Source organism: Vibrio sp. Vf1514, assembly GCF_052076135.1.
Lineage (GTDB): Bacteria > Pseudomonadota > Gammaproteobacteria > Enterobacterales > Vibrionaceae > Vibrio > Vibrio furnissii.
Genome location: NZ_CP197267.1, coordinates 2140582 through 2154600, shown reverse-complemented (window position 1 = coordinate 2154600; position 14019 = coordinate 2140582). Strand labels below are relative to the sequence as shown.

Genomic DNA, 14019 nt, shown 5'->3' with positions numbered 1-14019 from the left:
CGTTATTGACTGTAGGTGCTGAGGAATCGTTCAAAGCGGCCAATCGCAATTTCCAGATCTTCCACGTGAGGCAGTGTCACAATGCGGAAGTGGTCTGGTTTCGGCCAGTTGAAACCACTACCTTGAACCAGCAGCACTTTTTCCTGCACGAGGAAGTCGAAGACCATCTTTTGGTCATCTTTAATGCTGTATTTCTTGGTGTCGATTTTCGGGAATAGGTACATCGCGCCTTTGGGTTTCACGCACGATACGCCCGGAATTTGGTTGATCAGTTCCCAAGCGCGATCACGCTGTTCCAGCAGGCGACCGCCCGGCAGGATCAGCTCGTTAATGCTCTGGTAACCGCCCAGCGCGGTTTGAATGGCGTGTTGCATGGGCACGTTGGCACACAGACGCATTGACGACAAAATTTCCAGCCCTGCGATGTAGCCTTGTGCCAGATGTTTTGGACCAGTCAGGAACATCCAACCGCCACGGAAACCGCATACACGGTAGGCTTTCGACAAGCCGTTAAACGTCATCACCAGCACGTCTTCGGTCAGAGTGGCCACCGAGGTATGCGTTGCACCGTCGTATAAGACTTTGTCGTAAATTTCATCGGCGAAAATGATCAGCTTGTGCTGACGCGCCACTTCAATCACTTCCAACAGGAAATCACGGCTGTAGACCGCGCCGGTTGGGTTATTGGGGTTAATCAGGACGATGCCGCGCGTTTTCGGGGTGATTTTCTTCTTGATGTCATCAATGTCCGGATACCAGTCCGCTTGCTCGTCACACAGGTAATGCACCGCTTTACCGCCTGACAGCGCAACCGCCGCGGTCCACAGCGGGTAGTCCGGGGCAGGGACCAGCATTTCATCGCCGTTGTTGAGCAGGGCTTGCATGGCCATCACGATCAGTTCAGATACGCCGTTACCGACATAAACGTCTTCGACGTTCAGCGAGCGAATGCCTTTTTTCTGATAGTGCTGCACCACGGCTTTACGTGCCGAATAGATGCCTTTTGAATCACAATAACCTTGTGAGGTAGGGAGGTTACGAATCACGTCGACCAGAATTTCATCCGGGGCGTCGAAACCAAATGGGGCCGGGTTGCCGATATTGAGCTTTAGTATTTTATGCCCTTCTTCTTCCATGCGCTTAGCATGTTTAAGTACTGGTCCTCTAATGTCGTAGCAGACATTATCGAGTTTTGACGACATCCCGATATTTTGCATTGTATTACCCCAAAAAATAATTGAATTTCTTTATTAAACTACAACAGGTTGCCTTTTTTTAGAATATAAATCTAGTGATGAATCGCTTTCTCCGCAGGAAAAAATCAGTGCTGCATCAGGGAGACAGGAAAAGCACGCAAAAGATGGGGTATAACCTTGATTTACGAGGGCTCTCTCAATAGAGTAGCTACTGTTACATCGAATCTCAGTTTAGTCGAGGTCGCTTTGTCGAACTTTCATCAAGCCATTGCTCGGTTGATAGAGCAAATTAACGACGCGAGGGATAACGACGTTCGTTTCACCCAAGAGTTGGCAGAGAAGCCACCATTCGCGTTCATCGATTGGCTTGAAGCCCAACCGGTTTTCCCGAAATTCTATTGGCAGTCCCGTGACACCCGCGAAGAGGTGGTCGCATTGGGGCAGCTTTACACATTCTCCGACCCTGCACCGGCGTACACCATTTTGGGTGATGATCAACGTGTGTGGGGCGGGCGCTCATTTGATGGTCAGACCGATAAAAACCGCCGCTGCATGTCGTCGTTTTTCTTTCTGCCTCAGGTGGAGCTGATTCGCTTTGATCAGACTTGGACACTCGCGGCCAACGTCAGTCATGAACGTCATCGCACACTCGCCACGTTACAGAAGCTGCTGACGGACGTCACGCCGCTGCGTGCGCTCAACTGTGAGGTGACCGACGTGCAGCATGCACCCACCGAATCGGGTTGGGCGACGCTGGTGGATCAAGTGCTAGATGGCATTACGCACAACGCGTTCAAGAAAGTGGTGCTGGCGCGTCAAACGAGCCTCACGCTGGATCGCCCAATCAGTGCGGCGCAACTGCTCAAAGCCAGCTACGACCAGAACCATAACAGCTTTCATTTTCTTTTGGCGCTCGATGCCAAACACAGTTTTATGGGCTCTACGCCGGAGCGGCTCTATTTCCGTCAAGGGTTGGATCTGCACACCGAAGCGTTGGCGGGCACCATTGGTCGCGGCCAAAACGCAACCCAAGATATGGCACTGTCGAACTGGCTGGCGCAGGACACCAAAAACCTCAATGAAAACCAATATGTGGTGGATGATATTGTCGACCGTTTAACGCCTCATGCCGAGACGGTGACGGTGGAACAGGAAGCCCATTTGGTTCGGCTGCGTAAAGTGCAGCATTTGAAGCGTCGGATTCACGCTCAACTGAACGCGGGCGTTAATGGTGTGCAGCTGCTCAGTGCGCTGCAGCCGACCGCTGCTGTAGCGGGTGTGCCACGCAAAGAAGCGTTTGATTTTATCACTCAGCACGAGCCGTTTGCTCGGGGCTGGTATGCAGGGTCTATGGGTTATTTCAGTCATCAACAAGCCGAGTTTTGCGTCGCGATTCGCAGCGCATTAGTGTTGGAACAAGAAGTGCAGCTGTTTGCGGGCGCGGGCATCGTGCCGGGCTCGGTGGCTGAATATGAATGGCAGGAGCTGGACAAAAAAATGTCGACGCTGCTGAGCCTCATCACTGATCGCCTGCCGCTGGGTGTAGCTTCATGAGTCAGGATCAAGCGGTCTTAAACCGCATCTGGTGCCAGACGCTGCTGGAAGAGATGACCCGATTTGGCGTGAGCGAGGTGTGTGTTGCGCCGGGCTCGCGTTCAACCCCATTGACGCTGGAAGCCGCCGCCAATCACAACCTGACCTTGCATACTCATTACGACGAACGTGGCTTGGGCTTTATGGCGCTGGGCATGGCGAAAGCGAGCGGCAACCCGGTGGCGGTGATCGTCACGTCCGGAACCGCGGTCGCCAACGTGTTGCCTGCCATTGCAGAGTCACGTTTGACCGGCGAGAAGCTGATTGTTCTGACGGCGGATCGCCCGGTTGAACTGGTCGGTTGCGGTGCCAATCAGGCGATCAACCAACTGGGTATTTATTCGTCTCATGTGACGCAAGCCGTGAATCTGCCGAGTCCCAATGTGCGTTTACCGCTCAACTGGCTGCTGACCACCGTCGATGAGGCGCTGAGTCACCAAGCGCAGCATGGCGGCAGCGTGCATTTTAACTGCCCGTTCCCAGAACCCCTCTATTCCGCCAACGACACACGCGTGTACCAAGAGTACTTGGCGAGCGTGAGTCACTGGCAGCAATCGAATCAACCGTATTGCGAGCGCCGTTTCAGCGATGCGCATGCGTTTCCCGAAGAGGGCCAGATGCTCAGCCGCAAAGGCTTGGTGATCGTCGGTTCGGTGCGTTTGGCGGAAGCCAAAGCCGCGCAGCAGTTTGCAGAGAAATTGGGCTGGCCGCTGCTGTGTGACCCGCAATCGGGGATCAGCAGTGAATGGGCACACTTTGATTTGTGGCTACAAAACAGCGCTGCCAAAGCGGTGCTGGATGAGTGCGAGCAGGTGGTGCAGTTTGGTTCACGCATCGTGTCCAAACGTTTAAATCACTGGCTGGAGCAGCATGTTCGCCGCAGTGACGCACAGTATTGTTATGTGTCGCCAGCGCCGGATCGCAACAATCAATCGCATCTGCCCCAGCAACAGTGGGTGTGTGATATTCCCGACTGGATTGACACCAAGCTGAGTAAATGGACCGCGCTCAACGCGACGCATGCTGGCTGGGCGGATGCGTTGAAACGTTACGCCTACAGCACGGCAGAACTCGCCAAGTTACATTTAAGCAATGAACCGATGACGGAAATCGCGCTGGCGCTCGATTTGACTGAGCGTGCGCCTCACGCTGCGTTGTTTGTCGGCAACAGTTTGATTGTCCGCTTGGTGGATATGTTTAGCGCCGTCGACGGACGTGACGTGTTTTCTAACCGCGGTGCCTCCGGTATTGATGGCTTGGTTGCCACTGCCGCGGGGGTGCAACGTGCCATCAAGCAGCCAATGCTGATGCTGATGGGCGATACCTCGTTATTGTATGACATGAATTCACTTGCCTTGGTGCGCAATACGCCGCAGCCGCTGGTGATTGTGGTCGCCAATAACGATGGCGGGGCGATTTTCGATCTGTTGCCTGTCCCGGCGCAGCAACGGGAAGCGCTGTATCAAATGCCACATGGCATGCAGTTTGAACATGTTGCCGCGCAGTTTGGGTTGCGTTACGCCAATCCGGAAACGTTAGCCGCGTATCAGGGGCTGGTGGATGAGCATTTGGCGCAGGGCCAAGGCACGTTGTTGATTGAGATCACCACGCCGCCTCAACAAGCCGCGCAGCAAATCAAACAACTGATGCCGCAGATTCATGCTCTCTAGTCGTACCTCGTTTTCTCACCGGCCATCACGCCAGCCGCGCGCTGACACGCCGGTGTTGGTGTTTCTGCATGGTTTGCTTGGAAACACCGACGATTGGCAAGCGGTGCTCGAAGCGCTGCCAGACTATGACTGGATTGCGCTGGACCTGCCCGGACATGGCGGCAGCCAGGCGCAAACGTGCGACGACTTTGCCACGTGTTGCCAGCAAATCACCGCCGCGGTACTGGCGCAGGTACCGGCGCAAACGCCCATCTGGCTGGTGGGCTATTCGCTGGGCGGGCGCATTGCCATGACGGGCGCGGCAACCCATGCATTTGCAGCGCTCAACGTACAAGGTTTGATCATCGAAGGCGGAAACTTTGGCCTTCCTTCGGCGGTCGAACGAGAAGCGCGTTGGCAAAACGATCATCGCTGGGCGATGCGTTTTGAGGCCGAGCCGATTGAGCAGGTATTGAGCGATTGGTATCAGCAAGCGGTGTTTAGTTCACTAAACCATGAGCAAAGACAAACCTTAATTGCGAAGCGAAGTGCTAATCTTGGCGCCGCTGTCGCCACGATGCTGTTATCCACATCGCTGGCCACGCAGCCGTATTTGTTGCCGGGGTTGACGCAGTTGCCGATGCCGATTTGGTACATCTGCGGCGCAAAAGATGAAAAATTTCGTCAGCTTGCTGAGCAAAGCGGGCTGAACTATCGTCAGATCGACGACGCGGGGCACAATGTTCATCATGAACAACCGGTCGCTTTCGCGCGCATCATACACGATTTAATACCGCGACCCACTGTACGGGTGGCGGACAACAACAATGGGAATCACCATGGCTAAAACAGTAGGCATTTCAGAAGAAGAACTTTACGCTCCGGTTGTCTGGCAAGACTGCGGCAGCAGTTACGAAGACATTCACTATCACAAATCGGAAGATGGTATTGCGAAAATCACCATTGCGCGCCCACAGGTTCGCAACGCATTTCGTCCGCAAACCGTTAAAGAGATGATCAACGCATTGGCTGATGCACGTTATGACGAAGGCGTTGGCGTGATCATTTTGACCGGTCTGGGTGAAGATGCATTCTGTTCTGGTGGTGACCAGAAAATCCGTGGCGATTACGGCGGTTACAAAGACGAAACCGGTACGCACCACCTCAACGTACTCGACTTCCAACGTCAAATTCGTACCTGTCCAAAACCTGTGATCGCATCGGTTGCGGGCTGGGCGGTTGGCGGTGGTCACGTGCTGCACATGATGTGTGACCTGACCATTGCGGCGGAAAACGCGCAATTTGGTCAAACTGGCCCGAAAGTCGGGTCGTTTGATGGCGGTTGGGGTGCCTCTTACATGGCGCGTATCGTTGGTCAGAAAAAAGCGCGTGAAATCTGGTTCCTGTGCCGTTTCTACGACGCCAAAGAAGCGCTGGACATGGGCTTGGTGAACACCGTTGTGCCTGTCGATGAGCTGGAAAAAGAAACCGTACGCTGGTGCCGCGAAGTGTTGCAACACAGCCCAATGGCGCTGCGCTGCTTGAAAGCGGCATTGAACGCAGACTGTGACGGTCAAGCGGGCCTGCAAGAACTGGCGGGCAACGCGACCATGCTGTTCTACATGACTGACGAAGGTCAGGAAGGCCGCAACGCGTTCAACGAAAAACGCAGACCGGACTTCAACAAGTTCCCGCGTAACCCTTAATCGACAAGAGCGGCCCAGATGTCTGGTGCCGCTCTTTTTGTTTCCATGTAGTTTCAGTGAATTTGGTGCTCCAAACACTGCCCAACGGCGCGCGATAGGCCCGTTGAGGGGGAATGGACATGTCACTCATCAACAGAGTTAAATTAGATATGCGCAGTGCAAAACTGTATCGCTACCGTTTGCCAATGGATAGCGGCGTGATTCTTCGTGAAGAGAAGTTGACGGAACGTGAAGGCTTCATCGTTGAACTTCAGGAAAATGGCAAGATTGGGCGTGGCGAAGTTGCGCCATTAATTGGGTTTAGTGTGGAATCGCTAGACGAAGCGGGCGCACTGGCGAAAGAGCAGCTCGAGCTGTGGGTGCAAGGTCAAGCGTTGGATTACGATGCGTTGTTCCCGTCGGTGGCTTTTGGTGTCTCGATGGCCGAGTTGGAATTAGCTGGTGAACTGCCAGCGCAAGGCCAATATCAAGCGGCGCCGCTGTGTACTGGTGATCCCGATGAATTGATCCCGCAGCTCAATGCGATGCCGGGACAGAAAGTCGCGAAAGTTAAAGTCGGTTTGTATGAACCGATTCGTGACGGCATGCTGGTGAATCTGTTCTTGGAATCGATGCCGGATTTATACCTGCGTCTGGACGCCAACCGCGCGTGGACCAAAGAGAAAGCCGCCAAATTCGCCCAATATGTCGCGCCATCCTTGCGTGGCCGCATCGCGTTTTTAGAAGAGCCCTGCCAATCCCCAAGCGACAGCTTGTCGTTTGCGATTGATACTGGCATTGCGATTGCGTGGGATGAAACCTTGCAACATGCGGTGCGCAGCCAAGAATTCCGCTTAGAAGATCTGGTGGGCGTGAAAACCATCGTCATCAAACCGACTTTGATTGGATCGGTGCCTCGCTGCTTGAAGCTGATTGAGAAAGCCAAAGCCTTGGGCCTGCAAACCATCATCAGTTCCAGCATTGAATCGAGCTTGGGACTGACGCAATTGGCGCGTTTGGCACACTGGCAACTGCCCAATGAAATTCCGGGTTTGGACACCATCGGCTTGTTTAAAGCGCAGTTGGAAACGCCGTGGCCAGCGTGTGAACTGCCCCTGCAAACGTTGAGCGACCAAAGCCTGCTGTGGCAATCGGAGCCTGTATGACCCCGTGGCAACACTGGCAGCAGCGCCACCCTGAGCGGGTGGCGCTTTGTCTTGAAGAGGGCACGCTCACATGGCATGAGCTCAACCAACGCGTGCAGCAATACGCCAAGGCGATTGCCGAACGTGGCCTTCAGCGCGGCGATGTGCTGACGTTGGTGGGCAAAAACCACCCGCAAACGCTGTTTTGGCTGCTGGGCGCGATGCAACTGGGTGTCGTGTGTGCGCTCACCATGCCGCAACCAGCAGCGCAGTTGCGCCGTAAATGGTCGGCGCTATATCGCGATGATCAACGCGCGAATGTTTGGCTTGCGCCCAGTGCGGGGCTGACGTTGGATGAGCTGGGAGACGTGAATGCGCTGTCACCACCTGCCGCTGGCATGGTTCAGGCCGAGAACGCGTACCAGCGGAGCAATCTCGCAACGTTGATTTTCACCTCCGGTTCCACCGGCACACCCAAAGCGGTGGCCCACACGCACGCGCAGCATTTTGCTTCTGCGCAAGGGTTACTGGCCGAATTTCATTTCGATGCGGATGACACCTGGCTGCTGAGCTTGCCGCTCTATCACGTGTCGGGCTTGGCCATCATTTATCGTTGGCTGGCCACGGGGGCGTGCCTCAAAATTGGCGGCGGTCAGTTGGCGCACGACATCGACGGCGTCACGCACGCGTCATTGGTGCCAACGCAACTGAAACGCCTGCTCGACAGTGGCCAACAGCTCACGCTGACCCATGTGTTGCTCGGCGGTAGCCACATTCCACAAACGCTGGCGCAGCAAGCGGCGGCCATCGGCATTGAAACCTGGCTCGGCTATGGCATGACGGAAGCGGCGTCGACGGTCACGGCCAAACCAGTCGATGGCCAAGCGGGTGCGGGTCACGTGCTGGCTCATCGCGCCGTGCGTGTCGACGGCCAGCGCATCTACATCGGTGGCGATACGTTGGCCAGCGGTTATTACCGTCAAGGCGAGCTACATCGTTTGACGGATGAACAAGGCTGGTATGACAGCAACGACCTTGGCTACTTCGAGCACGACCAACTGGTGATCATCGGCCGCGCCGACAATCTGTTTATCTCCGGTGGCGAAAACATTCACTGTGAAGAAGTTGAAGGTGTGCTCAATCGTCATCCTGACGTGCAATTGGCGATGGTGGTGCCTGTTGAAGACGATGAGTTTGGCGCTCGCCCGGTAGCGGTGGTGCTCAGTCAAACGCCGTTTAGCCTTGAACAAGGCAACGCGTGGTATGAGGGACGTTTAGAGAAATTTAAATGGCCCATCGCGTATTTTGAGATGCCGACTGCGCTGACACAAAGTGGGATCAAAGTGTCGCGTCAAGCGCTCAAAGCGTGGCTGGCAACCCATCAATCTCGCTTTCGAGTTATGAGTTAGTCCAAAACTGAATTTTGCTGGTTATAACTGCTTGGCATAATAGTCCTAAGAATTAAACCGCTTAGGACTATCGATGATGAAGAATGGCTTGCTGATTTCCACCATTGTGCTGCAACTGCTGCTAGCGCTGACGCTAACTGGTTGGCCCCGCAACGTTGCCGAACTGAGCGCATTTCTGCTGATTCTGGCGTTTGCTTGGCATCGCAAACCCGTTAACGGGTCAACAACCAGCTCAGAGACGTCGTCGATATAAGCGTCCACAAAATCACCCCAAACAGCAGTGGTTTCGGGCCTGATGCCTTCAAACGAGCCACCGAAATGCTGCAACCAATCAAAAACAGACACACCACCAACGCTTGCTTCGCCACGCTGAAGATCGCCTGATACACCCCCTCAAACTGCGGCAACGCATCGCTCACCCCAATCGCGGCACAATAAAACACAATGAAATACGGAATCGTGATTTTCTTCGAGTGACTGCGAAACATCCACGCACTGATGAGCGCCACCGGCACAATCCACAACGCGCGTGCCAACTTGAGTGTGGTCGCGGTTTTTAATGCTTCTTCGCCATAAGCCGATGCCGCACCGACCACCGATGAGGTGTCGTGAATCGCAATGGCTGCCCACGTGCCGAAGGTGTGTTGATCCAGATGGAGCGCATGGCCAATCAGCGGAAACAGAAACAGTGCGACCGAATTGAGCACAAACACCGTGCCCAGCGCCAGCGCCGTTTGGTCGTCATCGGCATTGATCGCAGGCGCCACCGCCGCAATGGCACTGCCGCCACAAATCGCGGTGCCGGACGCAATCAGATGCCCGGTGGTGCGGTTGAGCCCCATCGCTTTCGCAATCAATGTGCCAAACACGAGGGTGCCGGTGATGCTGGCCAAAATTAGCCCGATGCCTTGGCCGGTGACCGTGAGTGCTTGTTGTAGCGGAATGCCAAAGCCCAAGCCGACAATGGAATACGCCAGCAGCTTTTTGGTCATTTTGCCGATCGGCAACTGCGTCGGCACCCAGCCCAGCGAGGCGAGGAAAAAGCCCAGCAACAGCGCAGTGGGGGATGAGATAAACGGGGTCAGGCAGGCGCCAAGGACAAGGGCAAACGGAATGTGTTTTGCGTGAAGTGTCATGATGTTGGGGGAATCAGGTCGTTATCGGAGTCGAGGACGGCCATTGTAGCGCACGGGGCGAGGTCAGAAAGTCTTAATGTTTTGAACAAGCGTTCAGAAAAACTGAACGCTTGTCTACGATGCGTTAAATTGGCTTATTTCCAATCGCCGCGCAATGCAGCAACTTTCTCGTGCATCAGTTCAGTGGTGGCTTCGCCCGCCATAACAGCGTCTCCGGCTTCAATCTCGACGTGAGACCAGAAGCGGCGTGGCAGCCCTTTACAGGCTCGGCCGTGATAGCGACTGAAGAAACTGCCCCACAAGCCTTTAATCGCCATCGGGATCACCGGCACCGGACTGCGACGCAAAATGATGTCGATGCCGCGCATAAATTCATTCATGTTGCCGTCGGCGGTCAGGCGGCCTTCGGGGAAAATACACACCAAATGCCCATCCTGCAGCGCCTGTTCCACTTCGGCAAACGCGCGGCGAATCGAGGTGCGGCTATTGGCTGAAATGGGGATCACGCCCGCACGTTTCAAGAAACGACGCAGCACCGGCAGGTTGGCGTAATCTTCTTCCATCACAAAGCGAATCAAACGCGGGCACGCGCCACTGAGTAACAGCGCGTCCATATAACTGACATGGTTACACACAATCAGGGCGCCGCCGTGTTCGGGCAGTTTGCTGAGGTTTTTGTGTCGCACGCGGTAAAGGGTGTGCGTCAGCGCCCACACCAGAAAACGCACCACGAAAATCGGCACCTGCAAAAACAGGTATGCGGCCAAGAGCAGGTTCATCACCGAGAGCAACACAAACAGGTGAGGAATGGTGAGGTCGAGCAGCGTGAGGCAGATGATGCCCAAAATCGCACTGCACACCATAAACAGCGAGTTGTAGATGTTCAGCGCTGCGATCACCTGCGCGCGTTCAGTCTCTTTGGCGCGTTGTTGCATCAAGGCGTAGAGCGGCACGATAAACACACCGCCCGAAGCACCGAGTAAAAGCAAGTAAGCAAACAGTGGCCACAGCGGCTGATAGGCGGCAAATTCCGAGAACTGACTGAAAATAGGCAATTCATCCGGAATGCTGGTTGCCATCAAATAACCAAAGATGCTGATGCCAAAGCTGCCCAGCGGCACAATACCGACATCAATGCGGTGATTGGAGAGCTTGTCGCACGCCAGCGAACCCAGGGCAATGCCCACTGAAAACAGCGCCAGCAGGAACGACACCGAACTTTCAGTGCCGTTAAGGAAGACTTTGGTGAAGTTCGGGAATTGTGTCAGGTACGCCGCGCCGAGGAACCAGAACCAACTGATCGCCATCATCGATTGGAAGATGATGCGGTCGCTGCGCGCAATGGCCAGCGTATGGCGAGTTTGGCTGATCGGCCGCCAGCGGAAGGTCAAATCGGGAGCACTGGCTGGCGCTTCAGGAATCGAACGGCTCGCCCAGTAGCCGCATAGGGCAAAAAGAATTACTGCAGCGGCCGCGATGTGGCGCGCGTTGTCGGCTGAAGCAATCATGCCCGCCCCAAGCGTGCCGAGCAAAATCGCTAAAAATGTCCCGGTTTCGACCAAGGCATTGCCCGGCACCAATTCGTTAGATTTGAGCTGTTGTGGCAGCAAGGCGTATTTGACCGGGCCGAAAAATGCCGATTGGGTGCCCATCAAAAACAGGATCAGCAGCAGAACACTGTAGCTTTCGGTGATAAACCCAATCGCGCCAATACACATGATGGCGATTTCAAGCAGTTTCACGCGGCGAATAAACCACGACTTTTCGTATTTATCGGCCAGCACACCGGCAGACGCGGAAAACAGGAAAAACGGCAGAATGAACAGACCCGCGGCCAGATTAATGAACAGGTCGCTGGAGATCGGCAGCGCGCCGCTGCCAGCAAACGCCACGAGCAGCAGCAACACGTTTTTGAAAATATTATCGTTAAAGGCGCCGAAGAACTGCGTGATGAAGTAGGGAAGAAAACGGCGTTGAGTTAACAACGACGTCTGAGACTGCGGCATCGCCTTTCCTTAATAATTACCAGTTGGCCAGATAGTTAGAGAGTAGATCTTCGATGAGTGCTTTGCCATCGATGGGTTCTGATGCAAAGAACTTATCGTCCACACTCAGCAGCGTGATGCCGTGGACGCCTGACCACAATACGCGGCTGGTGCGCAGAATTTCACTGTCGGAACGCTGCGGCGCAATCACTTTCAGCAACCCTTCCAGCATGCTGGTCATCGTGTCGATCCGTTCAGCTTGCCATTCTGGCAGCTCTTCGCCATTCATGTTGTGTTCGAAAATCAGTTGCCAGCGGTGTGGGTTCTTTTGCGCGAAATCGTGGTAGCAGTAGGCGAGTTTGTACAGCGCTTGCTCGGGGTCTTTGCCGTGACAAACGACCGCTTTCGCTTCGCTGGAGAGTTCATCGAGCGTCTGAGCAACCACATGAAGTAGTAACAAATTGTAATTGCCAAAAACGTTCACCAACGTGCTCGGAACATAACCAATCATGGTTGCGATCTTACGCAGGCTCAGTTCGTGGTAGGAATGGCTATCTAGGAATTCCTTCACGGTTTTCAGCGTTAAAGAGACCAATTCTTCACGGGTGTGGTCATTTCGTCTTGCCATGATCATGTGTGCTTAATGAACGATGTTCGATATTCTAATTAGCCTGCTATTGAGCGTCAACTCAGAACCCTGCAATATTCTGATACATGTCGATAAATGCAAAGTGTTTGATTGTCATATTGAAGCCGCTATGATGACCCCGTATTAAAGTAAGGCTTCTAAGGATAACTATGAAACGTCTGTTTTCACTTGTGGCTCTGGTGATGGTTTCTGTTGCGTTTACCCCGATGGCGGACGCTGCCAAAAAATTTGGTGGTGGTAAGTCGTTTGGTAAAAGCTACAAAACTGCACCCGCACAGCAAAAACAAAACACCAATACCCTGAAACAACAAGACACTGCGAAAACAGCGCAAAGCTCGACCAAAAAAGGATTGATGGGCGGCCTGCTTGGCGGTCTGCTGGCGGGTGGCCTGTTGGCAGCCTTCTTCGGCGGCGCCTTTGAAGGGATCCAGTTCATGGATATCCTCATCATCGGTTTGATTGCGTTTGTGATCTTCAAGTTGATGCGTGGTCTGCTTGGCGCTAAGCAGGGCAGTATGAATCAGCACCAACAGCAGCAGCCAGCGTTTGGCGGAATGAACCGCAATACGTTTGAGCAGCCAAATGTTCACAACTTCGAACAGCCTCAAAACAGCGGCGGTTTCGGCAGCCAAATGCAAAGTGATGTACCACATAACTACCCAGACGGCTTTGACCGCGTGGCGTTTGTCAACGGTGCACGTGAACACTACCGCATTCTGCAAGGCGCGTGGAACCACAACCAGTTGGAGACCATCGAAGAGTACGTGTCACCGAGCCTGTTTGAAGATTTGAAAGCAGAGCGCGCGAAGATTGACACCGATCCGCAAACGGACGTGATGTACGTTGACGCAGAGATTGTGCGTGCCGACTACGATGCCAACAAAGCGCAATTGAGCCTGCAATTTAGCGGCCGCTACCGCGACCCAAGCGAAGATCTCGAAGAGAACATCGACGATATCTGGCATCTGGAACGCGACCTGACCACGCCAAATGCGCCGTGGCTGATCGTCGGTATCCAAGGCTAAATCGCCACGCCCTTGAATAAAAACGCCCAAGCCTGTCTTGGGCGTTTTGCTATCTGCGTGATATAACAGAGGCACTCAACGACATTTTAATCCTCCGGCAGCGCTGATTCAGGGCTTCCGGGCAAGAACGAAAGGAAAGTCACGTGGCCGAATTCAAATACAAAAATCTGACTCTGGAAGAACAAGACAAAATCGATGCGGCGGTCTTTCGTCGTCTGCTGGCGCATCTCGATGACAACAAAGATGTGCAGAACATCGACCTGATGATACTGGCGGGCTTCTGCCGTAACTGTTTCTGCAAATGGTATGAGTCGGAAGCGAAAGAGATGGGACTGGCGCTCAACATCGACGATGCACGTGAGCGTGTGTACGGCATGACGTACGATGAGTGGAAAACCAACCATCAGCCGAAAGCGACACCCGAGCAACTGGCAGCGTTTGAAGCGCGTCAGAAGAAGTAATGCGAAAGCCGCCATTTCTGGCGGCTTTTTCTTTTCTATCCAGCAGCAACTGACCATTCGTTTTAATATCAGTCACTTCAATGTCA

The 14019-nt window shown here is 54.1% G+C and carries 13 protein-coding genes; 9 read left to right on the top strand and 4 right to left on the bottom strand.

Annotated features, from left to right (window positions below):
- Nucleotides 1-2: 2 nt before the first annotated feature.
- Nucleotides 3-1217, bottom strand: coding sequence for a pyridoxal phosphate-dependent aminotransferase (locus ACS18Q_RS09885; protein WP_038150916.1), 1215 nt, complete (start codon nt 1215-1217; stop codon nt 3-5).
- A gap of 225 nt (nt 1218-1442) precedes the next feature.
- On the opposite strand from ACS18Q_RS09885, the gene ACS18Q_RS09880 reads away from it, so the two are divergent.
- From ACS18Q_RS09880 to ACS18Q_RS09850, 7 genes are all read left to right on the top strand, one after another.
- The gene (locus ACS18Q_RS09880; protein WP_055466037.1) at nt 1443-2750 is read left to right on the top strand and encodes an isochorismate synthase; all 1308 of its coding nucleotides are present in this window, start codon (nt 1443-1445) and stop codon (nt 2748-2750) included.
- On the top strand, nt 2747-4459 hold the full coding sequence (menD, locus tag ACS18Q_RS09875) for a 2-succinyl-5-enolpyruvyl-6-hydroxy-3-cyclohexene-1-carboxylic-acid synthase (protein ID WP_441257033.1): 1713 nt from the start codon (nt 2747-2749) through the stop codon (nt 4457-4459). The genes ACS18Q_RS09880 and menD overlap by 4 nt, the downstream gene beginning before the upstream one ends.
- Nucleotides 4449-5285, top strand: coding sequence for a 2-succinyl-6-hydroxy-2,4-cyclohexadiene-1-carboxylate synthase (gene menH / locus ACS18Q_RS09870; RefSeq protein WP_441257032.1), 837 nt, complete (start codon nt 4449-4451; stop codon nt 5283-5285). The genes menD and menH overlap by 11 nt, the downstream gene beginning before the upstream one ends.
- Complete coding sequence (gene menB, locus ACS18Q_RS09865; RefSeq protein WP_004725055.1) at nt 5278-6144, top strand: 1,4-dihydroxy-2-naphthoyl-CoA synthase; 867 nt, start codon at nt 5278-5280, stop codon at nt 6142-6144. Before menH ends, menB begins: the two co-directional genes overlap by 8 nt.
- A 149-nt stretch (nt 6145-6293) precedes the next feature.
- On the top strand, nt 6294-7289 hold the full coding sequence (gene menC / locus ACS18Q_RS09860; protein WP_004725056.1) for an o-succinylbenzoate synthase: 996 nt from the start codon (nt 6294-6296) through the stop codon (nt 7287-7289).
- A complete protein-coding gene (menE, locus tag ACS18Q_RS09855; RefSeq protein ID WP_441257031.1) occupies nt 7286-8677 on the top strand; it encodes an o-succinylbenzoate--CoA ligase in 1392 nt (463 codons plus the stop codon). Before menC ends, menE begins: the two co-directional genes overlap by 4 nt.
- A gap of 73 nt (nt 8678-8750) precedes the next feature.
- The gene (locus ACS18Q_RS09850) at nt 8751-8930 is read left to right on the top strand and encodes a hypothetical protein (RefSeq protein ID WP_004725058.1); all 180 of its coding nucleotides are present in this window, start codon (nt 8751-8753) and stop codon (nt 8928-8930) included.
- On the opposite strand, the gene ACS18Q_RS09845 is transcribed toward ACS18Q_RS09850, so the two are convergent.
- The 3 genes from ACS18Q_RS09845 to ACS18Q_RS09835 form a co-directional block, all read right to left on the bottom strand.
- On the bottom strand, nt 8890-9813 hold the full coding sequence (locus ACS18Q_RS09845) for a YeiH family protein (protein WP_014204702.1): 924 nt from the start codon (nt 9811-9813) through the stop codon (nt 8890-8892). The genes ACS18Q_RS09850 and ACS18Q_RS09845 overlap by 41 nt on opposite strands.
- A 134-nt stretch (nt 9814-9947) precedes the next feature.
- Nucleotides 9948-11819: an MFS transporter gene (locus tag ACS18Q_RS09840; protein WP_158140446.1), complete on the bottom strand. Its 1872-nt coding sequence runs from the start codon at nt 11817-11819 to the stop codon at nt 9948-9950.
- A 16-nt stretch (nt 11820-11835) separates the two neighbouring features.
- Nucleotides 11836-12426 (bottom strand): TetR/AcrR family transcriptional regulator, encoded by a 591-nt coding sequence (locus ACS18Q_RS09835; RefSeq protein WP_158165493.1) that lies wholly within the window; start codon nt 12424-12426, stop codon nt 11836-11838.
- A 170-nt stretch (nt 12427-12596) separates the two neighbouring features.
- Here ACS18Q_RS09835 and ACS18Q_RS09830 point away from each other — a divergent pair, with 170 nt between their 5' ends.
- Both ACS18Q_RS09830 and ACS18Q_RS09825 read left to right on the top strand, forming a co-directional pair.
- A complete protein-coding gene (locus ACS18Q_RS09830) occupies nt 12597-13472 on the top strand; it encodes a Tim44 domain-containing protein (protein ID WP_004725062.1) in 876 nt (291 codons plus the stop codon).
- A gap of 143 nt (nt 13473-13615) precedes the next feature.
- Complete coding sequence (locus tag ACS18Q_RS09825; RefSeq protein WP_441257030.1) at nt 13616-13933, top strand: DUF1244 domain-containing protein; 318 nt, start codon at nt 13616-13618, stop codon at nt 13931-13933.
- The last annotated feature ends 86 nt before the right edge of the window (nt 13934-14019 follow it).